General features: G+C 71.6%; 18 protein-coding genes and 2 tRNA genes. 11 read left to right on the forward strand and 9 right to left on the reverse strand.

The features are described from left to right. Positions 1-26 precede the first annotated feature (26 nt). Positions 27-1055, forward strand: coding sequence for an enoyl-CoA hydratase/isomerase family protein (locus ACQBAS_RS00975; protein ID WP_427384456.1), 1029 nt, complete (start codon positions 27-29; stop codon positions 1053-1055). Between the two features lie 171 nt (positions 1056-1226). Here the strand turns inward: ACQBAS_RS00975 and ACQBAS_RS00980 are convergent, their stop codons facing one another. Next, positions 1227-4826, reverse strand: a complete 3600-nt coding sequence (locus tag ACQBAS_RS00980; RefSeq protein ID WP_427384457.1) for a heterodisulfide reductase-related iron-sulfur binding cluster — start codon at positions 4824-4826, stop codon at positions 1227-1229. A gap of 211 nt (positions 4827-5037) precedes the next feature. On the opposite strand from ACQBAS_RS00980, the gene cysK reads away from it, so the two are divergent. After that, positions 5038-5964, forward strand: a complete 927-nt coding sequence (gene cysK / locus ACQBAS_RS00985; RefSeq protein ID WP_427384459.1) for a cysteine synthase A — start codon at positions 5038-5040, stop codon at positions 5962-5964. A 16-nt stretch (positions 5965-5980) separates the two neighbouring features. After that, positions 5981-6619 (forward strand): serine O-acetyltransferase, encoded by a 639-nt coding sequence (gene cysE / locus ACQBAS_RS00990; RefSeq protein ID WP_427384460.1) that lies wholly within the window; start codon positions 5981-5983, stop codon positions 6617-6619. A gap of 10 nt (positions 6620-6629) precedes the next feature. On the opposite strand, the gene ACQBAS_RS00995 is transcribed toward cysE, so the two are convergent. The 4 genes from ACQBAS_RS00995 to ACQBAS_RS01010 form a co-directional block, all read right to left on the reverse strand. Further along, entirely contained in the window at positions 6630-9062 is a 2433-nt protein-coding gene (locus ACQBAS_RS00995) for a CHAT domain-containing protein (protein WP_427384461.1), read from the reverse strand. Between the two features lie 111 nt (positions 9063-9173). Then, positions 9174-9668 (reverse strand): carboxypeptidase regulatory-like domain-containing protein, encoded by a 495-nt coding sequence (locus ACQBAS_RS01000; protein WP_427384462.1) that lies wholly within the window; start codon positions 9666-9668, stop codon positions 9174-9176. After that, positions 9665-10240 carry an RNA polymerase sigma factor gene (locus ACQBAS_RS01005; RefSeq protein WP_427384463.1) on the reverse strand — a complete coding sequence of 192 codons (576 nt, stop codon included), beginning with the start codon at positions 10238-10240 and terminating at the stop codon, positions 9665-9667. Before ACQBAS_RS01005 ends, ACQBAS_RS01000 begins: the two co-directional genes overlap by 4 nt. Beyond that, positions 10234-11883 carry a S8/S53 family peptidase gene (locus tag ACQBAS_RS01010; protein WP_427384464.1) on the reverse strand — a complete coding sequence of 550 codons (1650 nt, stop codon included), beginning with the start codon at positions 11881-11883 and terminating at the stop codon, positions 10234-10236. Before ACQBAS_RS01010 ends, ACQBAS_RS01005 begins: the two co-directional genes overlap by 7 nt. A gap of 242 nt (positions 11884-12125) precedes the next feature. Here ACQBAS_RS01010 and ACQBAS_RS01015 point away from each other — a divergent pair, with 242 nt between their 5' ends. Beyond that, positions 12126-12875, forward strand: coding sequence for a hypothetical protein (locus ACQBAS_RS01015; RefSeq protein WP_427384465.1), 750 nt, complete (start codon positions 12126-12128; stop codon positions 12873-12875). A gap of 134 nt (positions 12876-13009) precedes the next feature. Here ACQBAS_RS01015 and ACQBAS_RS01020 read toward each other — a convergent pair whose 3' ends face one another. The 3 genes from ACQBAS_RS01020 to ACQBAS_RS01030 all read right to left on the reverse strand — a co-directional run bounded on the left by ACQBAS_RS01020 (position 13010) and on the right by ACQBAS_RS01030 (position 14066). Beyond that, positions 13010-13336: a protoporphyrinogen oxidase gene (locus ACQBAS_RS01020; RefSeq protein ID WP_427384466.1), complete on the reverse strand. Its 327-nt coding sequence runs from the start codon at positions 13334-13336 to the stop codon at positions 13010-13012. A 33-nt stretch (positions 13337-13369) separates the two neighbouring features. Then, positions 13370-13867 carry a DUF6328 family protein gene (locus tag ACQBAS_RS01025; protein ID WP_427384467.1) on the reverse strand — a complete coding sequence of 166 codons (498 nt, stop codon included), beginning with the start codon at positions 13865-13867 and terminating at the stop codon, positions 13370-13372. 111 nt (positions 13868-13978) lie between these two features. Continuing rightward, a tRNA-Ser gene (locus ACQBAS_RS01030) sits at positions 13979-14066 on the reverse strand. Between the two features lie 105 nt (positions 14067-14171). Between ACQBAS_RS01030 and ACQBAS_RS01035 the strand changes: the two genes are divergently transcribed. From ACQBAS_RS01035 to ACQBAS_RS01055, 5 genes are all read left to right on the forward strand, one after another. Further along, entirely contained in the window at positions 14172-15551 is a 1380-nt protein-coding gene (locus ACQBAS_RS01035; RefSeq protein ID WP_427384468.1) for a protealysin inhibitor emfourin, read from the forward strand. Positions 15552-15560: 9 nt separating this feature from the next. Next, positions 15561-16034 carry a type II 3-dehydroquinate dehydratase gene (gene aroQ / locus ACQBAS_RS01040; protein WP_427384469.1) on the forward strand — a complete coding sequence of 158 codons (474 nt, stop codon included), beginning with the start codon at positions 15561-15563 and terminating at the stop codon, positions 16032-16034. A gap of 186 nt (positions 16035-16220) precedes the next feature. Next, positions 16221-16424: a cold-shock protein gene (locus tag ACQBAS_RS01045; RefSeq protein WP_427384470.1), complete on the forward strand. Its 204-nt coding sequence runs from the start codon at positions 16221-16223 to the stop codon at positions 16422-16424. 219 nt (positions 16425-16643) lie between these two features. Continuing rightward, positions 16644-18167, forward strand: coding sequence for an LCP family protein (locus ACQBAS_RS01050; protein ID WP_427384472.1), 1524 nt, complete (start codon positions 16644-16646; stop codon positions 18165-18167). A gap of 82 nt (positions 18168-18249) precedes the next feature. Next, a tRNA-Ser gene (locus tag ACQBAS_RS01055) sits at positions 18250-18343 on the forward strand. A gap of 317 nt (positions 18344-18660) precedes the next feature. On the opposite strand, the gene ACQBAS_RS01060 is transcribed toward ACQBAS_RS01055, so the two are convergent. Further along, complete coding sequence (locus ACQBAS_RS01060) at positions 18661-18858, reverse strand: hypothetical protein (RefSeq protein ID WP_427384473.1); 198 nt, start codon at positions 18856-18858, stop codon at positions 18661-18663. A gap of 241 nt (positions 18859-19099) precedes the next feature. On the opposite strand from ACQBAS_RS01060, the gene ACQBAS_RS01065 reads away from it, so the two are divergent. Both ACQBAS_RS01065 and ACQBAS_RS01070 read left to right on the forward strand, forming a co-directional pair. Further along, on the forward strand, positions 19100-19837 hold the full coding sequence (locus ACQBAS_RS01065; protein WP_427384474.1) for a response regulator transcription factor: 738 nt from the start codon (positions 19100-19102) through the stop codon (positions 19835-19837). Continuing rightward, the gene (locus ACQBAS_RS01070) at positions 19834-21288 is read left to right on the forward strand and encodes a sensor histidine kinase (RefSeq protein WP_427384475.1); all 1455 of its coding nucleotides are present in this window, start codon (positions 19834-19836) and stop codon (positions 21286-21288) included. The genes ACQBAS_RS01065 and ACQBAS_RS01070 overlap by 4 nt, the downstream gene beginning before the upstream one ends. The last annotated feature ends 35 nt before the right edge of the window (positions 21289-21323 follow it).

A 21323-nucleotide genomic window follows, 5' to 3' on the forward strand; every position in this document is an offset into this window, starting at 1 on the left:
AGTCGCGATGTGTCAGGGTGTGCGCCATGGTCGACTTTGCGCCCGGACCGCTGCCCACGCAGGACGTCCTCTTCGCCGTCGATGGCGTCGCTGGCCGGATCCTCCTCAACCGCCCCCGCGCCCTCAACGCGCTCAACGCGCCCATGGTCGCCTCTGCCCTCGCGCAGGTGAGGGAGTGGGAGCGGGACGAGGCTGTGCGGACCATCGTGATCGAGGGCGCTGGTGACCGGGGGCTGTGCGCCGGGGGCGACGTGCGTTTCCTCAGGGAGCAGGCGGCCACTGATCCTGAGGCGGCACAAGGCTTCTGGCGCGAGGAGTACGCCCTCGATCACGCGATCGCCACCAGTGGGACGCCGGTCGTGGCCGTCATGGACGGTGTCGTCATGGGTGGCGGCGTCGGGCTGTCCGCGTATGCGTCGTTGCGCGTGGCGACCGAGCGCTCGCGGGTCGCCATGCCCGAGACGATCATCGGCTTCTTCCCCGACGTGGGTGCCACGTGGCTGCTGTCGCGGGCCCCCGGCGAGCTGGGCACGCACATGGCGCTGACCGGAGCGACGATCTCGGGCGGCGATGCCGTGGCCGTGGGACTCGCGGACACGGTCGTCGCGTCGGCCGACATGCCCCGGCTCGTCGAGCGGCTCGCGGCGTGGGAGGAGCTCGGCCCGGAGGTCGGCGACGTGGAGCCCGAGAGCGAGCTGATGGGTGAGCGCTCGTGGATCGACGAGTGCTACGCCGGTGACGACCCCGCCGTGATCCTCGACCGGCTGACCTCGCACCCCGACCCCGCAGCGAGGCGTGCGGGCGCCGACCTCGCCGCTCGCTCGCCCCTCGCGGTGGCCGTGACGCTCGAAGCCCTGCGCCGGGCGGCCCGCCTCGAGTCGTTGCGCGAGGTGCTCGACCAGGACGAGGTCCTCGGTCGCCATTTCCTCGCCGAGACGTCCGACTTCAGCGAAGGGGTCCGCGCCCAGCTCGTCGACAAGGACCGGAACCCGACGTGGCGTCACGCCTCCCTCGCCGACGTCACCCGCGACGAGGTACTCGCCTTCTTCGACTGACCCTCACCTGGTCCTTCTCGCCCCACCCGCCCCGCCAGTATCGGGTCACCCGATACTCGCAGCGTTACCCGGGTTCGCATGTCGGGTGAAGCATGCGTTTGTCGGGTGAAGTGACGAGACATGACGAAGGGGTGGTGTGCGCCGAGCGCACACCACCCCTTCGTCGGCCGGTCAGTTGGACTCGGCGTCACGCTCCAGAGCCTTGGAGAGGGAGATGTCCCAAGCGGGCCGCTTCTGCTCCACGGGCTCGTCCCACGAACCCGACCCGGCTGCCGAGACGGCCGCGGTCGCCTCCGGCTGCTCCTCTGCCTCGACGGGGGTGTCCGCGGGGGTCGACACCTCGGCAGGGAGTTCGCCGGCAGGGGTCTCGTCGACCGGCGACTCCTCCGGGGCCACGGCCTGAGCCTCCTCGACCGCGGGCTCCTCGACCTTCGGGGCCTCGACCGTGGGCTCCTCGGCCTTCGGCTGCTCGGCCTTGGGTGCGGGGGTGTCCCAAGCGGGGGTCTTCTGCTCGGCGGGCTTGTCCCATGCGGGCGTGGACGCCTTCACGGTCTCCGCGGCCTTCGGCTCCTGGACCGACTCCTCAGCCTTCGGCTCTTCGGCCTTGGGTGCGGGGGTGTCCCAAGCGGGGGTCTTCTGCTCGGCGGGCTTGTCCCATGCCGGCGTGGACGCCTTCGGGGTCTCCGCGGCCTTCGACTCCTGGACCGACTCCTCGACCTTCGGGGCCTCGACCGTGGGCTCCTCGGCCTTCGGCTCTTCGGCCTTGGGTGCCGGGGTGTCCCAAGCGGGGGTCTTCTGCTCGGCGGGCTTGTCCCATGCCGGCGTGGACGCCTTCGGGGCCTCCGCGGCCTTCGGGCCCTCGACCTTCGGCTCTTCGGCCTTGGGTGCCGGGGTGTCCCAAGCGGGGGTCTTCTGCTCGGCGGGCTTGTCCCATGCCGGCGTGGACGCCTTCGGGGCCTCCGCGGCCTTCGGGCCCTCGACCTTCGGCTCTTCGGCCTTGGGTGCCGGGGTGTCCCAAGCGGGGGTCTTCTGCTCGGCGGGCTTGTCCCATGCCGGCGTGGACGCCTTCGGGGCCTCCTCGACCTTCGGGGCCTCGACCGTGGGCTCCTCGGCCTTGGGCTCTTCGGCCTTGGGCTCTTCGGCCTTGGGGGCGGGGGTGTCCCAGGCGGGGGTCTTCTGCTCGGCCTTCGGCTCTTCGGCCTTGGGTGCCGGGGTGTCCCAGGCGGGAGTCTTCTGTTCGGCCTTCGGCTCCTCGGCCTTGGGGGCCGGGGTGTCCCAAGCGGGGGTGGCCGCAGCCTTGGGCTGCTCAGCCTTCGGCGCAGGGGTGTCCCACGCCGGAGTCGAAGCCGTGGCCGGCTCAGCCGCCTTCGGCTCCTCAACCTTCGGCTCCTCAACCTTCGGCGCCTCGACCGTGGGCTCCGCGACCTGCGCCTCGTCCGTGACGGCAGGCGCCGCGGCGACCGCCGCAGGCTCGTCGGACTCCTCGGCCGCGACTTGCTCACCGTGACGCACGGCAGCGAGCAGCATCTGCGCGACGTCGACGACCTCGACGTCCTCGCCGACACCCTCGGCCTGCTTGGCGGTGAGGCCGTCGGTCATCATCACGCGGCAGAAGGGGCAGCCGACGGCGATGCGCTCCGCGCCCGTCGCCAGCGCCTCCTCGGTGCGGTTCATGTTGATCCGCGACCCGAGCTTCTCCTCCATCCACATGCGGGCACCACCGGCGCCACAGCAGAAGGACTTCTCCTTCGTCCGCTCCATCTCCTTGAGCTCGACACCCGGCAGGGCACCGATGAGCTCGCGCGGCGGGGCGTAGACGTTGTTGTGCCGACCCAGGTAGCAGGGGTCGTGGTAGGTCACCGTGGCCGCGGTCGACGCCACGTTCTTGAGCGTCGACTTGCCGGGGTGGTCGGCGGGGCGAGCCACCGGCGTCAGCTTCTTCTCGCGCACGAGGCGGTTGAGCAGCTGCGTGTGGTGGACCACCTCGTACTTGCCGCCGAGCTGCGGGTACTCGTTCTTGATCGTGTTGAAGCAGTGCGCGCAGGTGACGACGATCTTCGTCGCGCCCATCTCGTTGAGCGTCTCGACGTTCTGGGCGGCGAGCATCTGGAACAGCACCTCGTTGCCGGCGCGGCGGGCGGAGTCACCCGTACAGGTCTCGCCGTCACCGAGGACGGCGAAGCTCACGCCAGCGGTGTCGAGGAGCTCGGCCACGGCGCGCGACGTCTTCTTCGCGCGGTCCTCGTAGGCGCCGGCGCAGCCAACCCAGAAGAGGTAGTCGACCTCGTCGAGGTTCTCGAGGTCGGTGCCGGCGACCTTCACGTCGAAGGGGAGGTCCTTGGCCCACTCGAGGCGCGCGCGGGCGCTCATGCCCCACGGGTTGCCCTTGCCCTCGAGGTTCTTGAACAGGCCGCCAAGCTCGTTCGGGAAGGCGGACTCGATGAGGGTCTGGTAGCGACGCATGTCGACGATGTGGTCGACGTGCTCGATGTCGACGGGGCACTGCTCGACGCAGGCGCCACACGTGGTGCACGACCACAGGACGTCCTGGTCGATGACCGCGTCGGGGCCGTGCGGGTTGTAGGCGCTCAGCGGGTGGTCGATGTCGTAGCCGGTGTCGCCGATGAGGGACAGGTCCGACCAGTTGATGGCGTCGCCCTCGTGCTCCTTCGTCGCGACCGAGCCCTCACCGTCGGTGGCGCCACCGGCCAGCAGGAAGGGGGCCTTGGCGTGCGAGTGGTCGCGCAGCGTCATCATCAGCAGCTTGGGCGACAGGGGCTTGTCCGTGTTCCATGCGGGGCACTGGCTCTGGCAGCGGCCGCACTCGGTGCAGGTGGAGAAGTCGAGCAGGCCCTTCCAGGTGAAGTCCTCGACCTTGCCCACGCCCAGCGCGTCGTCCTCCTCGAGATCCTCCATGGCCTCGAGGTCGAAGGGCTTACCGCCGACCGTGATCGGCTGGAGCTCACCGAGGGACGTGCGGCCGTCGGCGTGGCGCTTGAGGAAGATGTTGAAGAACGCGAGGAAGCGGTGCCACGCGACACCCATCGTCGGCGTCAGGGAGATCGTGATCATCCAGGCGAAGGAGATGAGGATCTTGATCGTCGCGACGATGATGATCGCGTTCTCGAGGGTGCCCTGGGACAGGCCGTCGAAGAGACCGCCGAGCCAGCTCATGAAGGGGAAGTGCAGGGCGTTGGCGTGCTCGCCGCCGTGGGCGACCTTGTCCAGCGCGTACTCGAGGCCGCGCAGCAGCGCGATGCAGATGGCGACGCCGAGGATCGTGAACTCGACGTAGTAGGCCTGCCACCAGTTCGACCCGAAGAAGCGGGAGCGGCGGCCATCGGCGCCGGCCGCGCTGCGCGGGTGGTTCTTCTGGCGGATGACCATCAGCGTGATGATCCCGAGCAGGCCCATGACGGCGAAGAACTCGGTGATCCACTCGTAGGGCGGGAAGTGCCCGATCAGCGGCAGTGCCCACTCCGGCTTGAAGAGCTGGCCGAAGGCGTTGACCAGCGTGAAGAACAGGACGCCGAAGGAGACCATCGTGAACCAGTGCGCGATGGCCACGACCGGCAGACGCGACATGCGCGTGTGGCCGAGGAACTCGCGCAGCAGCGTCGCGGTGCGCGCCCCCGCTCGATCCGTGCGGACCTCGGCCTGACCGAGGCGGAAGACGCGCAAGAAGTGACCGATGACGCGAGCCAGCAGGGTGACGCCGACGAGCGTCACCGACAGGCTGAGGATGATCGCGATGATCTGGAGGGCAGACATGGCCGCAACTCTACTGAGCGGCAACGCCGCTCGCCCCCCGCAGAGAGTGACGCGCCCGTCACAGTGGACCGTCGGATGCGCCCAGGTGGTGAACGCCGCTTGTGCCGAGGGATAACACAATGTTGGAATACGTATAAGTTCAACCGTGTTGTCGCGTGCAGCGCGATGCCTGCGCCCCGCCGGGCGCTCCCGATCCGAGAAGAGGACCCACGTGCCGATCTATGACGACGTCTCCGCCCTGGTGGGGCGCACCCCCCTCGTGCGCATCAACCGACTCATCGACTCCGAGGCCACCGTCGCGGCCAAGTTGGAGTTCTACAACCCCGCCAACTCGGTCAAGGACCGCATCGGCGCCGCCATCATCGACGCCGCGGAGAAGTCCGGCGAGCTGACGGCGGGCGGCACGATCGTCGAGGCCACGTCCGGCAACACGGGCATCGCTCTCGCCATGATCGGTGCCTCGCGCGGTTACAACGTCGTCCTCACCATGCCGGAGACCATGAGCAAGGAGCGCCGCGCTCTCCTGCGCGCCTACGGCGCCGAGCTGATCCTCACCCCCGGCCCCGAGGGCATGAAGGGGGCCGTCGCCAAGGCCGAGGAGATCGCCGCCGAGCGTGGCGGAGTCCTCGCCCGTCAGTTCGCCAACGAGGCCAACCCGGCCGTCCATCGCGCCACCACGGCCGAGGAGATCTGGGCCGACACCGACGGCAACGTCGACATCTTCATCGCCGGCATCGGCACCGGCGGCACCATCACCGGCGTCGGCCAGGTCCTCAAGGAGCGCAAGCCGGGCGTCCAGGTCATCGCCGTCGAGCCCGAGGAGTCCCCGATCCTCAACGGCGGCGCCCCCGGCCCGCACAAGATCCAGGGCCTCGGCGCCAACTTCGTCCCCGAGATCCTCGACCGCGACGTCTACGACGAGGTCATCGACATCAACGCCGACACGGCCGTCGAGTGGGCTCGCCGTGCCGCGAAGGAGGAGGGCCTGCTCGTCGGAATCTCCTCCGGCGCTGCCCTCGCGGCCGCCGACCAGGTTGCGCGCCGCCCCGAGAACGCCGGCAAGACGATCGTCGTCATCATCCCGAGCTTCGGCGAGCGTTACCTCTCGACGATCCTCTTCTCCGACCTCCTCGACTGAGGACCGGATCACCACCGTGCACCAGACCTCGTCCGCCGGATCCCGCTCGGGCGCGCCCGCATCCCGGTCCCTCCTCGGTCGTGCTCGCGCGTCCGTCTCGGAGGACCTCGACGCGGCGCTCGACCGGGATCCGGCGGCGACGTCGCGTGCCGTCGTCCTGCTGACGTCGGCCGGGTTGCACGCGATCTGGGTGCACCGTTTGGCGCACCGGCTGTGGCGCACCCGCTACGGCCGCTGGCCGGCGCGACTCATCGCCTACGTCTCACGGACCATCACCGGTGTGGAGATCCACCCCGGTGCGCGCATCGGTCGCCGCTTCTTCATCGACCACGGAATGGGTGTCGTCATCGGCGAGACCGCGCAGATCGGTGACGACGTCATGCTGTACCACGGGGTCACCCTCGGCGGGACCTCGCACGCCCGCGTCAAGCGCCACCCCACGCTGGGCAACAACATCCTCATCGGGGCGGGCGCGAAGATCCTCGGGCCGGTGACCGTCGGCGACGGCGTGAAGGTCGGCGCCAACAGCGTCGTGACCAAGGACGTCCCGGCAGGCGTCGTCGCGACCGGCGTCCCCGCGGTCTACCGGCACCCGCGACCGCCGGAGGAGGACCCCTTCGAGGTCCTCTTCAACGAGCCGGCCCTCTTCATCTAGCCGACCCTCGTCATCTGGTCGCGCCGGTCGCGTCCGGATCGACCCGCACGGACCACGGTGCTCCGTAGGCGCAGAAGAGTTCCCCGCCGTCCACGTCCGCCGCGGCGACCTCGAGCGCGCGGTGCGCCTCGAGCCCCCGGGCGAGCGCCCGGTGATAGCCGGTCATGATCGCGCTGGCTGCCTCGTCGGTGACGGGAGCCACCGCGGCCACGACGGACCGGACGCCGCAGCCGAGGAGGCTGGCGGTCAGGCCCATGGGCTCTTCGCCGGGTCGCACGTGGGCGCGGCCCACCTCGCAGGCCGACAGGACGACGTGGCGCGCCCCCACGCCCGCGCGCTGGAACTCGTGGGCGAAGACGGGGCCGTCCTCGAGGAGCACCTCGCTGAAGAGCGGGCTCTGGTCATGGTGTCGGCCGTGGGCGGCCACGTGCACGATGTCGGCCGACCGCAGGGCGTGCGTGAGCGCCGACCCCGTCGCCGCCGGGCCGCGCACGGCGGTCCCCGACCAGTCGCGCGCCACGGCGTCCACCTCGCAGGACGCGCGCGTCAGCCCCGGGCCGGCGAAGGCCGTGACGGCCGGGGCTGTGCCCGGCGCCCAGGTCTCGGCGCGCCCCGCCCAGAAGGTCGCGGTCGGACTGACCATGACCGGTCGACCGCGCAGATCCGGCAAGGCCCGCCACGGCAGGCTGGCGAGCAGCCGCGACGGCACGACGGCGACCGACTCGGTCCCCGGAAGCGCCGGGGCGAGCAGGGCCGACACGCGCCCGAGATCGCGATCGAGGCCGCGTCGCACGACGGACCGCAGGTGCGGGTCGGCGACCCGGGAGGACGTCACGAGTCCCGCCGCGACCCGCTCGGCGAGGTCGACGAGGTCGTCGCTCGGGCCGAGGTCGGTCACCCACGTCCGGTCTCCGTCGGTGCTCACGGCGTGCACGCGACCGGCGCGCACGACGATGCTGACGAGCCCGGTGGAGCGCTGCGCGGCGGCGGCCACGAGCGCGCGACCGGAGGCCGCGGCGAGTGCCGAGCCGCCCTCGGCGTCGGCACGATCCCAGTCATGCCGAGCGATGGTCCGCTCGAGACGAGAAGCCTTGTCCGCCAACGCTTCCCGGTGTGCGTCGTCGGCTTCGGCGAGCTCCGAACGCGTCTGTCGGAGTGCGGCGACCAGCTGGGCGAGGTCCTCATCGGCCGGTGGCGCCAGCGTGCGCAGCCGTTGGGAGACGGCACGCCACCGCTCGGAGGAGGTGAGCACCCGCAGTGCGTTCCCCGACTCGAGGGCCAGCCCGATGTCGAGGTCGCTGAGGCGGCGGGTGTGCAGGGCCCGGGCCGTCCGGGCCTCGGTGCCGACGTAGCGCGCCTGCTCCCGGGCGAGGGCCGAGGCGGCCGCCCGCAACCGGCGCGACGCCCGTGCGGGGTCCCCTTCGGCGATGGCTGCCGAGGCGTGGACGAGGTCGCGGTGCAACCGCTGGGGGAAGGTGAGGCCCGAGCCGCGAGACAGGGTGGCCAGCCGCGCGCGGGCGCGAGGCAGGTCGCCGATCGCGACCTCGGCCTCGCTCGCCAGCAGTGTCGCCTCGTGGCCGACGCCGCTGGCGACCGCGCCGTCGTCGGCGAGTTCACCGGCCCGACGGGCCACGGCCTCGAGGCGGTGTCCCGCAGCGAGATCCGCCTCGAGGTGCAGCAGTTCGGCGCGCACCCGCCACGGCTCCTCGCCGCGACGGCGGAAGGCCGCGACGGCCGACCGGGCGTGAACGGCCGCGGCCTCCGGGTCGTCGAGCAGGAGTGCCAGCCGTGCGCGCTCCATGGTGATCTCGCCGAGGTCGTGCCGTTCCCCGATCCGGGTGGCCTCGGACTCGGCGTCGCCGAGCCGGTCCGCGGCCTCATCGAGGAGGCCGGCGTCGAGGAGCACCCGGGCCAGATCGAGGTTGGCCGTGGAGCGGTGCATGTCAACGTCGAGAGCGTCGGCGCGGCCCATGAGCCGCAGGGCCGACGTCAGGTCGCCGGTGACGAAGGCGAGCCGGCCGAGGTTGTAGAGCGTCATGAAGTGGAGCGCGTCGAGGCCGTGCTCCTCGGCCAGGGCCGCGGCCTGTTCGAGGCTGGCGCGGCTGGCGGCGAACTCGTGGACCAACTGCTCGGCCAGCCCCCGGTTGAGCGCCAGGACCGTGGCGGCCTGCGGCGGTAGCCCCGCATCGGGGTCCACGGAGCGCAGCGCCGCGAGCGACTCGCGCCAGCGCCCCGATCGGCCGAGCAGCCCGGCCCGCTGGATCGCGGACAGGGCCCGCGTCGCCGGGGTGAGGCCCGGGGTGGCGTCGACCTCGTCGAGCAGCGCCAGCGCCTCATCCCGGTGCTGACGCAGGTGCAGGCTCAGCGCCAGCGTGACCTTGGACCGGTCCGCCAGATCCCGCGGCAGGTCCGCCGCACCCGGACCCTGGGTGGCACGCAGCACGCGCCGCAGCAGCCGCTCGGCCTCGGCGGGCCGCCCGACGTTGTTGGCCGTGCGGGCCCGGTCGAGCAGGGACTCGAGATCGGCGTGCGTCGGTCGCGCGATGGGGTCACCTCACAGGTCGACGGCGGGGGTGATGACGGGCCGTCCACCGTCCGTGGGATGGAAGACGAACTGCACCATCCCACGACGCACGGAGCGGGCGGCGAAGTGGCCGTCCTCGTCGGGGGTCGCGCGGGTCTCGCGGCCCACTTCGCGGATCTCCACCTCGACCGATGCGCCGGTGACCCATCCGTCGATCCGGACGGTTGCGGAGTCCACGGCCGTCACCGTCACCATGACGGTCAGGCCGGTGCTGGTGAAGGAGAGGGTCTCGGCGCGGGTGTAGTCGACGGAGCGCACGAGCTCGCCTGCGCCGAGGAGTTCGAGCTCGGCGATCTCGGCCTGCAGCGCGCGGGCCGTGAGGGCGAACTTGATGTCGTCGGTCATCCCCGCCGGCACGGGATCCACCTTCGCCGCCACGGAACGCAGCTGCTCGAGGATCTGGTCGTCGACGTCATCGAGGGGGCCCATCGGGTCCATCGCCGGGCCCTGTGCGGAGGGGGTCATGACGTCACCCACTGCGGGTCGGTGAGCAGGGCCGCCCGGAGTTTCGCCAGACAGCGGCCGCGGGTCGGGCCGATGCTGCCGATCGGCATCCCGAGCGACTGGGCCACGTGCGCGTAGTCCGGGCGGTCGGCGAAGGCGATCACACGCAACAGGGCACGACACCGCGGGCTGAGGGAGGAGACCTGTCGCCACAGGGCGCCGTCGCTCTCCGCCAACACGCTCAGGTCGGCCGGGTCGGCATCGGTGTCGGGGAGCTCCTCGTCGAGCTCGGTGTCGGCGCGGCCGGCGACCTTCGCGACCCGCCAGCTCTCCCGACGGACCGTGACGAGCAGCCAACCCATGACCGCGCGCGGATCGCGGATGTCGTCGGCCTTCTCGACCAGTCGCAGCCACGCCTGTTGCACGACGTCCTGGGCCGCCGCGGCCTCCAGGCCGATGCCGCGGGCGGTGTGCCAGAGCAGGGGAGTGAGCAGCTCCACCAGCTCGTCCATCTGCTGCACGTCCCCCGACCGATAGGCGGCGAAGGCGGCCCCGGCTCGGGCCGCGGTCGTCTCGCCCGACGACGTCACCATGGCGCCCCTCCCGTTGCTCGAGCCGCGAGGTGGGCCCGGTTGTCCGTCACGACCGACGCCACGGCGTCGACTACCGTGCCACCGCCGGTGAGGGCGGCGGCGATGTCCCCGGCGATCCAGGGGGCGGCGAAGGAGGTGCCGCTCCACAAGGCGAATCCCGAGGAGAAATCGTCGGGGTCGACCGTCGCGCGCGGCAGCGGGTCGCGGCGGTCGACGTGGATCGAGCGGCCGCGGGACCCGGAGAGCGTCGTCGGCACGGTGCTGACGACGCCGGCTCCCGGCGCGTGCGCGTTGATCCACGTGCCGTTGTTGGAGAAGAGGGCAACCGTGCTCAGGTCGGGGTTGAGTGCCCCGACGCTGGTCATCGGCACGCCGGTCGTGATGACCGGGCGGTGCGCGGCGGGGAAGAACGGGTGGTCGGTCCCGTCGTTGCCGGCCGCGGCGACGACGGCGACGCCGGCCTCGGCCAGAGCGCGAAGGGCGGCGAGCAGCGGTCCGTCGTCAGCCGCCTCGTCCGGGCTCTCGTGGTAGTACCCCATCGACAGGTTGAGGACGTCGATCCGGCCCTCGCCGGAGAGGTGCCGACGCAGGAGCTGGTTGAGGGCGACGATGACCTCGTGCTCGGCCACGGCGCCGTCGGCGGGCATGACCGGCAGGGCGAGGATCTCCGCCTGCGGACAGCGCTGCCGGATGATGCCGGCGATGAAGGTGCCGTGCCCCGGCTGGCGGTCGAGGCCGCCGTTGAGCGGGTCGGTGACGACGCCCCGGTACTCGGGATCGGTCGGCGTTCCCGTGCCGACGTGGGCCCGGATGCCGATCGGCTGCTGGTCGCACTCGACGTCCTCGGTGATGCCGTCGAGGAAGGTCACGCCGTCGTCGGCGGTGAACCACGGGTGGGGTCCGACGCCGGTGTCGAGGATGGCGACGACCGGCACGTGGGCGACCTTCGGCGCGGTCAGGCGGGGGTCGGGCGCGCTCCACATGACGGGGGTGCGCCCACCGATGCCGGGCTCCCCGTACTCGGCGATGCCCTGGCCGACGCCACCCCAGTGACCGCCGACGCCACCCCAGTGACCGCCGACGCCACCCCAGTGACCGCCGACGCCACCCCAGTGACCGCCGACGCCGTCGAGTGTCGGGCACGCGGTGACGAGGTGGTCGAGGGCGACCTGAGTGTGGTCAAGTCCGGCCTGCCGGGCCGCGGCGAGCAGCTCCCAGGCGTCCGCAGGTGCCGCGGGGCCGTCGTCGGCCGGTTCGAGGTGCACGCGGGTCCACCACGTGTCATCGAAGGCGGCCTGCCGCTCGTCCGCGTCGTATGTCCTCGCCAGTTCGGTCTCACGATCGGTCACGGTCAGCCGCATCGCGTTGCCGAGACCGGCGGCGATGTCGTCGAGCTGCGCGATGGTGCGTGCCCCGCGCCGGCCCGGTAGGCCGCGCACGAGGAGGCTGTCGGCGAGGTAGGCGGTGGGTTGCGGGGTGCGGCGAGCAACCCCCTTCGCGCCCGTGGTCCGCACGGCCCGGGCACTCGACGGGTCGAGGACGCGGGCCCCGAATCGCTCGGCGAGGGCACGGGACATTCCGGGGACGGGGGCCGGTCCGTGCGGGCGGCGCGCGGCGCCCGGCGTGCGCGACGTGTCGGTCATCTGAGCTCCTGAGGGCCTGGCCAGGGTCGGCCGGACTGGCTGGCCGCGACCCCGACCAGCGTAGTGAGGCGGCGGGTCATGGATGAGGAGTTCGGGGAAGCCGCCCTGATACCTCGTGGGCCCGACGAACCTGCGGTGATCGCTCGTCGGAGAATTTTTCGCCGGCGATGTATCAGCCAGCCGGACGCCCTCTCCTTGGTGTCGCACGGTCCCACAAGGGGACGTGGCGAGAGGACGACGAGATGACGAATGCATCTGTGCTCAGCGCAGACGTCGGCGCCCTGGTGGGCGCCGGTGCAGGCAGGTCACCGCAGCCGATCGGGGGATTCGGCCCGGTGGACCTCGTCATGCTCGATCGACTGGCGGAGGCCCTCGGCCGCCGTCTGGCCCGGCTGCATGGCCCAGCGGGTGGGGACACCGCACCTGCCGTGCAGCCGTGGCCACTCTCGCCCACGTGCGTCCTGCCGGAGATGGCGGCCGCCGTCCCCGGCAGCGTCCTCGACGGCGTGCTTGCGGTCGCCGAGGAACCGGAGGTGCGCGACGCGCTCGAGGCCGCCGGCCGCGACTGGACGGCGAGCGCGACCATCCACGGCGAGATCCTCGGGGCTCAGGTCGACACCTGGCTGAGCGCGATGCCGCGAGCCCTCGACGACGGCTCGGATCTCGTCACGTTCATCGACCTCGGCGTCGCCCGCGGCGCGGGGGACCCCGGGTGGGACCTCGTGTCCGTCGAAGGCGCGCTCCGAGCGCGCGACCCGCGCCCCGGGCGTCCCGCGGTGGGGCACTGCATCGCCGCGTACCACGACGCCGGCGGTCCGGGCAGCCGCACGCCGCAGTTGCGCTGCGCCTTCAGCCTCGTCGAGGCGTGGCGCCTGGCGTTGTCGCTGCGCTACCCCCGCCGCCGCTCCGAGGTGGCGCGGATCGAGGTCATGGTGGCCCTGGCTCGCCGCCATGCGACGGCCCCGATGGTGAGTTCTCGAGCTCGCACCTGACGTACCGGGTCGCCGCGGCCGGAGGGGGCCGCGGCGACCCGGTGACACGGTGACCGGTGACACGGCGACCCGGTGACACGGCGACGCCCCCGACCGAAACGGCCGGGGGCGCCATCACGTGCGGTGGCGGCGGGTCAGCTCGGATGCGCCTGCGCGGAGGTCGCGTCGGTGTCGTCGGTCAGCGTCGACGGGATGTCGCGCGACGGGTCGGCCGGGATGCGGTTGGCGCTGGCGCGCAGTCGCTCACCGGCGGTGCGAGCCACCCCGCTGACGGCGTCGAGCGCGGCCGGGGCCGCCTTCGTCTTGGCGGCGTGCTTGGCCTGGGCGACCTGCGCTTGGACCGGCTCCGAGCTCCACAGCTGCTGGGAGGCGCGCTTGATCTGGAGGTAGCGCTCGTGGCCGGCGCGCGCGCCGAGGACGTAGCCGGCGGCGGCGCCGATCAGGAAGGAGAACTTCGCCATGGGAGGAGGTCCTTTCGTGGATCGCGCTCGACCCTACCCGGCACGACCCCGAAGCACCTCGGGCAGGACCCACCAGAGGACGATGAACCCCGTCGTCGCGATACCGAGCGTCACACGGCCGGGACCATCGCCGAAGACGACGGTGAAGATGAGCCCGGCGACGACGGCGATGCACAGCGCGAGGCAGATGAGGCCCGAGCGGACGAGGGCGTCCGTGGCCGTGATGAGCGCGGCCCGGCGGTGTCGTCCGAAGAGCAGGCGGTGGATGCTCACCGGCGCGATGAGCAGGCCCGTGGAGACCAGGGCCAGGGTGACCGAGGCGACGTAGAGCCAGAGGCCCTGGCCCTCAAGGCCGGCGAAGTTCTGCTGGAAGGGGAGCATGAGCAGGAAGCCCGTGAGGATCTGGACTCCCGTCTGCATGACGCGCAGTTCCTGGAGGAGCTCGATCCAGTGACGGTCGAGGCGCTCCATGTCGTCCTCGGCGTCGCGGTTGTAGCCGTCGTCGGAGTACCGGCCGTGCGGGGGCGCCATTCGTGCATCGTGTCAGGTTGGGTGAGTGTGGGAGGGCGTCCGTGGAAGGTGGGTTGAGTCCGGCTGCGGCGGGTTGGCCGGGTCTGGCCCGCCGACTGCGGAAGCCCAGTCTGGCGGCGGGTGTGGGATTTGAACCCACGAGAGGTTGCCCTCTGGTCGCTTTCAAGGCGACTGCACTCGGCCACTATGCGAACCCGCCCGGCCCCGCACTCGGCGGAGACGTTCGGACCAACGGTAGTCGGGAGCGTTCGCGGCGGCGCACTCCGGTTCGCGCGGTTCGCCAACCGGGGGTTCACTGGGACCCATGACGTGCTGCTCGATCATCCCGCCGTACATCCTCGAGCGGCTCGCCGCGGGCTCCGCGGGGGAGACGGCCGCGGCGCGTGCGGACCAGACCCTGCGGGTGCAGGAGCGGCTGCGCCGGGACCGACTCGGGGTCGCCGGCCGAGCGACCCGGCCCGGCCTGCCCGTCATCGAGCCGCTCCCCGGCGATGGCCCGCACCGCACGATCCACGATGCGGCCGGCACCGAGGACCTCCCCGGCGTCGTCGTCCGGCGCGAGGGCGAGGACCCCACCGACGACGCGTCCGTGACCCGCGCCTACGACGGGCTGGGCGCGACGTGGGACCTCCTGGCCACGTACGGCCGCGACTCCCTCGACGGTCGCGGGTTGCCGCTGACTGCCACGGTCCACTTCGGGCAGCACTACGACAACGCCTTCTGGGACGGCTCCCGGATGGTCTTCGGCGATGGCGACGGCGTCATCTTCAACGACTTCACGTGCAGCGTCGACGTCATTGGTCACGAACTCGTCCACGGCGTCACGCAGTACACCTCGGGCCTGAACTATCGAGGCCAGTCCGGGGCCCTCAACGAGTCCGTCTCCGATGTCTTCGGGGTCCTCGTGCGGCAGCGCCTACTGGGGCAGCGTGCCGAGGACGCCGACTGGCTCATCGGCGCAGAACTCCTGGCGCCGGGCGTGCACGGGGTCGCCCTGCGCTCCATGGCCGCTCCCGGCACGGCCTACGACGACCCGCGTCTGGGCAAGGATCCGCAGCCGGACCACCTCGACGACTTCGTCGTCACGTCGGACGACAACGGGGGAGTGCACCTCAACTCCGGCATCCCCAACCGCGCCTTCCACCTTGCCGCGACGGGCATCGGTGGCCACGCATGGGAGGGCGCCGGGGCGATCTGGTGGGACACCATCACCGGCGACATTCGCGCCGACTGTGACTTTGCGACCTTCGCCGGGCTGACCGTGCGCGCCGCCCGGGCGCGCTTCGGGGGCCGCGAGGCCGACGCCGTGGCGGCGGCCTGGACGAAGGTCGGGGTGAGTTCGTCCCCTTCGTCCTCCGCTCCCACCGCTCCCACGCCGCGACAGGACGAGCCGAGCGAAGGGGGCTGGCCCCCGGCCACCCTGACGCTGCGGCGGACGGGTGGGTTCGCGGGGCAGGTGCGCGAACGGCGCGTCGACGTGGGCGCGCTCCCCGAGTCGGACGCCGCAGCCTGGCAGGACCTGTTGCGCGGTCGAGGCCTCACCGACCTCGCCGGCGCGCCCAGCCACCCCGACGCCTACTGCTACGGCGTGACGTGCGACGCCCCGGCGCTCGACGTCCTCGTCCCCGAGCCGGCGCTTCCGCAGAGCGTGCGTGACCTCTTCGAGCGGACCCTGCGGGGATAGTCTCCGATCGTGCCCCAGCAACCCGTCATCGCCATCCTCAACGGCCCGAACCTCAACCTGCTCGGGGAGCGGGAGCCGGAGGTCTACGGGCACGACACCCTCGCCGACGTCGAGCGTCGCTGCCGCGCACGGGCGGATGAACTCGGACTCGCCGTGGACTTCCGGCAGACCAACCACGAGGGCGTCATGATCGACGCGATCCACGAATTGCGTTCCAGCGCAGCCGGATTCGTCGTCAACGCGGCTGGTTGGACGCACACCTCGGTCGCCATCCGCGATGCCCTCGCCGCGGTCCGCGGTCCCATCGTCGAGGTGCATCTGTCGGACATCCACGCCCGCGAGGAGTTCCGCCATTTCTCCTACATTTCGGACCTCGCCGTCGAGGTCATCGTCGGCCGCGGCGTGACCGGTTACGAGGACGCACTGACCCTCCTCGCGGAGCCGCGCGAGGACGGCGATCGAGGTGCTTTCTCGACCCCATGAATCGCGTTTCTGCGTGCTAGCGTTTGCCGTGGTTGCAGCAGCAGTTCCTCGCAGGTCGAAGAAGTGCCCGCCTCACGGCGGGTCAGATTTGTCGTAGGGGGCATGTCCCCTTGGTTGTGGGGTGTAGGTGCAGCCAGGGGTCCACGAGGTGTGGGCTCCATTGGCTATCAGAAAGAGATTCACCCCATGGCACAGGGATCCGTCAAGTGGTTCAACGCTGAAAAGGGCTTCGGCTTCATCGCCCAGGACGGCGGCGGACCGGACGTCTTCGTTCACTACTCGGCCATCGACAGCTCGGGCTACCGCTCCCTCGAAGAGGCACAGCGCGTCGAGTTCGAGGTCACCCAGGGCCCCAAGGGCCCGCAGGCTGAGCACGTCCGCGCGGTCTGACCGCACGGCGGGGCAACCCGTCTGACGCTCTGAGAGCCCCTCGGCCCCCTTCGGGTCGGGGGGCTCTCGCGTACCCTGCGGCACCCCGAGTTTGGGATCGCTGATGTCCCAAACTCGGGGGAAGGGGAGCGGAAGTGCCGGGTTCGGAGGTGGCTCACAGGTTCATCCCCCTACACTCTCGGACAGCCGCCACAGCCGAACCCTCGGAGCATCCCCGCCGTGACCCCGCCCCACACCGTCGACGAGTCAGGTCATGACGCCGTCGACGGCCAGCACTCGACGCGCAGGGGGCGGCTCGAGGCCCGGAGGCAACTTCGGCGCGACAGCCGGCACCCGCTGCTGCGTCGGGCCGGCATTGCCGGTCTGGTTGCGGCGGCCCTCGCGACCGGTGGCGCGGGCTTCGCCTACGTCTCCCTCAACGGCAACATCAACCGCGTCGACGTCTCCCACATCCTCGGCGCGCGGCCCTCCCAGAGCACCGGCGACGAGCGCGCCCTCAACATCCTCGTCATGGGGTCCGACACCCGCGAGGGCCTCGGCACGACCGAGTTCGGCAAGGACACCATCGATGGCGGCGCCCACTCGGACACGAACCTGCTCGTGCACCTGTCCGCCGACCGGCAGGCCGCGACCGTCGTCTCGATCCCGCGCGACTCGATGACGATGGCGCCGCGCGACTGCACGGACCCGGCGTCGACGGTCGAGGACGGCATCGTCCGCCAGTGGAACTACAACTTCAACAAGGGCGGTCCGGGCTGCACCGTCAAGACCCTCGAGGGCCTGACGGGCATCTACGTCGACCACTTCGTCGTCGTGGACTTCCGCGGGTTCCAGACCATGGTCGACGCGCTCGGCGGGGTCGAGGTGTGCACGCCGGTGGCCATCGACGACAAGGACTCCGGCCTCCAGCTCGACGCCGGGCGACACCGGCTCCAGGGCAAACAGGCCCTCGGCTACGTCCGCGTCCGCAAGACGGTGACCGGCGGGTCCGACCTCAACCGGATCAAGCGGCAGCAGGCCTTCATGTCCTCGATCGTCCAGGAGGCCACGAAGACGTCGCTGCTCCTGCGCCCCGATCGGCTCTACAACTTCCTCGAGGCTGCGACCGGGTCGATGACCACGGACCAGGACCTCGGATTCGGCACCATGACCGACGTGGCCAGCAGCCTCAAGGGGCTCGGCGTCGGCAACGTGCAGTTCGTGACCGTCCCCAACGAGGTCTATCCGCAGGACCCCAATCGTGTGCAGTGGGCCGCTGCGGCCGACGAGCTCTGGGAGTCGATCCGACTCGACAAGCCGCTGCCCGGTGCGGAGACGACGAAGGAGGCCGAGGACGAAACGTTGACCGTCTCCCCGGCCGACATCGTCGTCCGCGTGGTCAACGTCGCTGGGGTCCCCGGGCTGGCGCGTCAGGAGTCCGCAGCGCTCGCCGTCCAGGGATTCCAGGCAAGCGCCGGGGACGGCGAGGCGGGCACGAGCACCGGCGTGGTCGTGCGACACAGCACGAGTGCGGCCGAGGCTGCTCGGACCGTGGCGGCCGCCTTCCCCAAGGCCAAGATGGTCGTGGACGAGACCCTCGACGACGTCGTCGAGGTGCGCCTCGGTGTCGGCGCCGGACACGTCCGCGAGGTCTCCAACCGAGTCGGTACGGAGCCGCTCCCGGTGCCGACCGTCGAGTCGGGGACGTCCGCCCCGGGTGCGTCGATCGAGACGCGCAAGGCCGACGCCGACATCTGCGCCTGACCGGCGGTGTGTGACGAGCAGGCGTCTCGCTGGGGCGTTTTGCTCGAGGCGACGGGCGACCGTTACCCTGTGCAGGTTGTCTGGAGGCGTCGCCTAGTCCGGTCTATGGCGCCCGCCTGCTAAGCGGGTTTGGGGCTACAACCCCATCGAGGGTTCAAATCCCTCCGCCTCCGCCAATTGAGATGGCCCCGGGAGTCCGCTGCCGGGGCCTTCCTCATGTCGCGGCTCCCCGCGCTCCTCTCGTCGAGCCCCCCGCCCCACCGATATCGGGTCACCCGATATTCGCAGCGTTACCCGGGTTCGCATGTCGGGTGAAGCGCACCTTTGTCGGGTGAAGCACCCACGCGTGCCTCATCCCCGGGTTTGGGACACCTGATGTCCCAAACTCGGCCGAAGGGGGCCCGCCGCCCCCAGTAATGGACACCTGATGTCCAAAACTCGGCTGAAGGGGGCAGGGCGGAGGGGCGGAGCGCGGAGGGGGAGGGGGCGCGCCTCAGCGGAGGGTGGCCCGCGTCGCGGGCACGGGCTCCTTGCGACCGGCCCAGTTCGGGGGCGCCAGGGCCGGTGCGAGCGAAGGGAGCGCGGCCGGGTCCGTGGGGTGCGTCCCGCGGGGCTGACTGCCGACCTGGTGCGACATGTGGTGCGACGAACCGTCGCTCGGGTGGGCGGGGGTGGCGGGCAGGTAGGGCACGGGGACCTCCGGGTGTCGGTGGGTGGTGTCGGTGCGGGTGGACGGCCGCCGGCTCGGGGCAGATGCTCCGCGTCCGGCGGCCGTGCTCCCCAGTCGAGTCCCCGAGACTGTGGCGCTCCTGTGCCGCAGCCGTCGGAACGCTGCGTCTTCCCGGGCGGCCCTCACGCTGGGCAGACGCGCCCACAGGATTCACACAGCCGACCCATGGCCAGCACGCACCCTCGTGCGGTCTCATGGACCCATGAGCACGCGACCTTCCACCGCCGGGCCGTCCCTGACCCGCGCCGACGGCAGCCCCGTCCGCCTCCTCGTCGTCGACGACGAGAGCAACCTCGCCGAACTGCTGTCGATGGCGTTGCGCTACGAGGGCTGGGAGGTCCGCACCGCTGCGACGGGCAGTGAGGCCGTCCGGGCGGCGCGCGATTTCGGCCCCGACGCCGTCGTGCTCGACATGATGCTGCCCGACTTCGACGGCCTCGAGGTCCTGCGCCGGATGCGAGCGGACGACCCCGGCGTCCCCGTCCTCTTCCTCACCGCACGGGACGCCGTCGAGGACCGTATCGCCGGACTGACGGCCGGCGGCGACGACTACGTGACGAAGCCCTTCTCCCTCGAGGAGGTCGTCGCGCGAGTCCGCGCGCTCATGCGCCGCACCGCCGTCGTGACCACCGAGAGCAGCTCCCTGCTCGTCGTCGGCGACCTCACGATGGACGAGGACAGCCACGAGGTCATGCGTGCCGGCACGGAGATCTCCCTGACGGCCACCGAGTTCGAGCTGCTTCGCTATCTCATGCGCAACCCCAAGCGCGTCCTGTCCAAGGCGCAGATCCTCGACCGCGTCTGGAACTACGACTTCGGCGGCCAGGCCAACGTCGTCGAGCTCTACATCTCCTACCTGCGCAAGAAGATCGATGCCGGCCGCGAGCCGATGATCCACACCTTGCGGGGCGCGGGATACGTGCTCAAGCCGGCCACGTGAAGCCGGCGACCTGGACCCTGCGCCGCAAGCTCGTGGCCGCGGTCCTCCTGCTCTTTCTCGTCGTGACGACCCTGACCGGCGTCCTGACGACCCTGGCCGCGCGCCAGTACCTCACCCAGCAGGTCGACGCAGATCTCCTCTCGACCGCCGGCCGGTTCGTCGCCGCGATCGACGGTGAGCCGGAGGAGGGGCCGCGGGGCGGTCGAGGCGGTCCGCCGCCCGGCAGCGGCAACGGCGTCCTTCAGCTCGTGCTCCTCGACGGCGCCGTCGTCGTCGACGAACACGGTCAGGAGCTCAACTACGCCGTCAACGCCAAGGGCCAGAACGACTCCCTCGATGCAGACCAGGTCGCGGAGCTCAACGCGGCCGGCCTCGGCCGGTCGCCGCGGACGGTCGACCTCGGCGGGGACATCGGCGACTACCGCCTCGTCTCGACGCGCACGGTTGAGGGCTGGACCGTCGTCACCGGCGTGCCGGTCGGGCCCGTCGATGCGACGGTCCGGGTCATCGGTCTCATCGTCGCCGGGGCCGGTGGGCTCGGGCTGGCGGCCGTCGGCGCCGGCGGCACGTATCTCGTGCGTCGCAGCCTCGAACCCCTCGACCGTGTGGCCGCCACGGCTCGGCGTGTGTCCGAGCTGGAGCTCGACTCCGGCGCCGTCGCGCTCGCGGAACGTGTGCCGGCCGCGGACACGAACCCGTCCACCGAGGTCGGTCAGGTCGGCCTGGCGCTCAATGGCCTGCTCGACAACGTCGGTGGCGCCCTCGCCGCGCGCCACGAGTCAGAGATGCGGGTCCGCCAGTTCGTCGCCGACGCCAGCCATGAGCTGCGCACCCCGCTCGCCTCGATCCGTGGCTACGCCGAGCTGTCCCGCCGAGAGCGCGAGCCCGTCCCGCCGGGGGTGACCCACGCTCTCTCCCGCGTCGAGTCCGAGGCACTGAGGATGCAGGACCTCGTCGAGGACCTCCTGCTGCTGGCCCGGCTCGATGCCGGCCGGCCGCTCGAGCGCGAGCCCGTCGACCTCACCCTCCTCGCGATGGACGTCGTCAGCGACGCCCGGGCGGCATCGCCGGGCCACCGGTGGGAGCTCGACCTGCCCGCCGAGCCCGTGGAGGTCGTCGGGGACCGAGCGCGCCTGCACCAGGTCGTCGCCAACCTGCTGGCCAACGCGCGCACGCACACCCCCGCGGGCACGCGCGTCACGACACGACTGCGGAACGAAGGGGGACGGGTCACCCTGTCCGTCGCCGACGACGGCCCGGGCATCCCGGAGGCGTTGCAGCCGACCATCTTCGAACGCTTCACCCGCGGTGACGACTCGCGGCAGCGCGCGTCGGGGAGCACCGGCCTCGGCCTGTCGATCGTCGACGCCGTGACCCGCGCGCACCACGGACAGGTGAGCGTGGAGTCCGCCCCGGGGCGGACGACCTTCACGGTCGCCCTGCCGGCCTGACGGAGTCATCGGGGCCCCAAAGGGGCACCACATGA

This window comes from Janibacter zhaoxuefangae (assembly GCF_050271985.1).
Classification (GTDB): Bacteria; Actinomycetota; Actinomycetes; order Actinomycetales; family Dermatophilaceae.

Excerpts from the sequence above, each read along its gene's own strand:
- ACQBAS_RS01015 (WP_427384465.1), top strand. The coding sequence starts at position 12,126 with ATGACGAATGCATCTGTGCTCAGCGCAGACGTCGGCGCCCTGGTGGGC.
- ACQBAS_RS01065 (WP_427384474.1), top strand. The coding sequence starts at position 19,100 with ATGAGCACGCGACCTTCCACCGCCGGGCCGTCCCTGACCCGCGCCGAC.
- ACQBAS_RS00975 (WP_427384456.1), top strand. The coding sequence starts at position 27 with ATGGTCGACTTTGCGCCCGGACCGCTGCCCACGCAGGACGTCCTCTTC.
- ACQBAS_RS01035 (WP_427384468.1), top strand. The coding sequence starts at position 14,172 with ATGACGTGCTGCTCGATCATCCCGCCGTACATCCTCGAGCGGCTCGCC.
- ACQBAS_RS00980 (WP_427384457.1), bottom strand. The coding sequence starts at position 4,826 with ATGTCTGCCCTCCAGATCATCGCGATCATCCTCAGCCTGTCGGTGACG.
- ACQBAS_RS01010 (WP_427384464.1), bottom strand. The coding sequence starts at position 11,883 with ATGACCGACACGTCGCGCACGCCGGGCGCCGCGCGCCGCCCGCACGGA.
- ACQBAS_RS01025 (WP_427384467.1), bottom strand. The coding sequence starts at position 13,867 with ATGGCGCCCCCGCACGGCCGGTACTCCGACGACGGCTACAACCGCGAC.
- ACQBAS_RS01045 (WP_427384470.1), top strand. The coding sequence starts at position 16,221 with ATGGCACAGGGATCCGTCAAGTGGTTCAACGCTGAAAAGGGCTTCGGC.
- ACQBAS_RS01000 (WP_427384462.1), bottom strand. The coding sequence starts at position 9,668 with ATGACCCCCTCCGCACAGGGCCCGGCGATGGACCCGATGGGCCCCCTC.
- ACQBAS_RS01005 (WP_427384463.1), bottom strand. The coding sequence starts at position 10,240 with ATGGTGACGTCGTCGGGCGAGACGACCGCGGCCCGAGCCGGGGCCGCC.
- ACQBAS_RS01020 (WP_427384466.1), bottom strand. The coding sequence starts at position 13,336 with ATGGCGAAGTTCTCCTTCCTGATCGGCGCCGCCGCCGGCTACGTCCTC.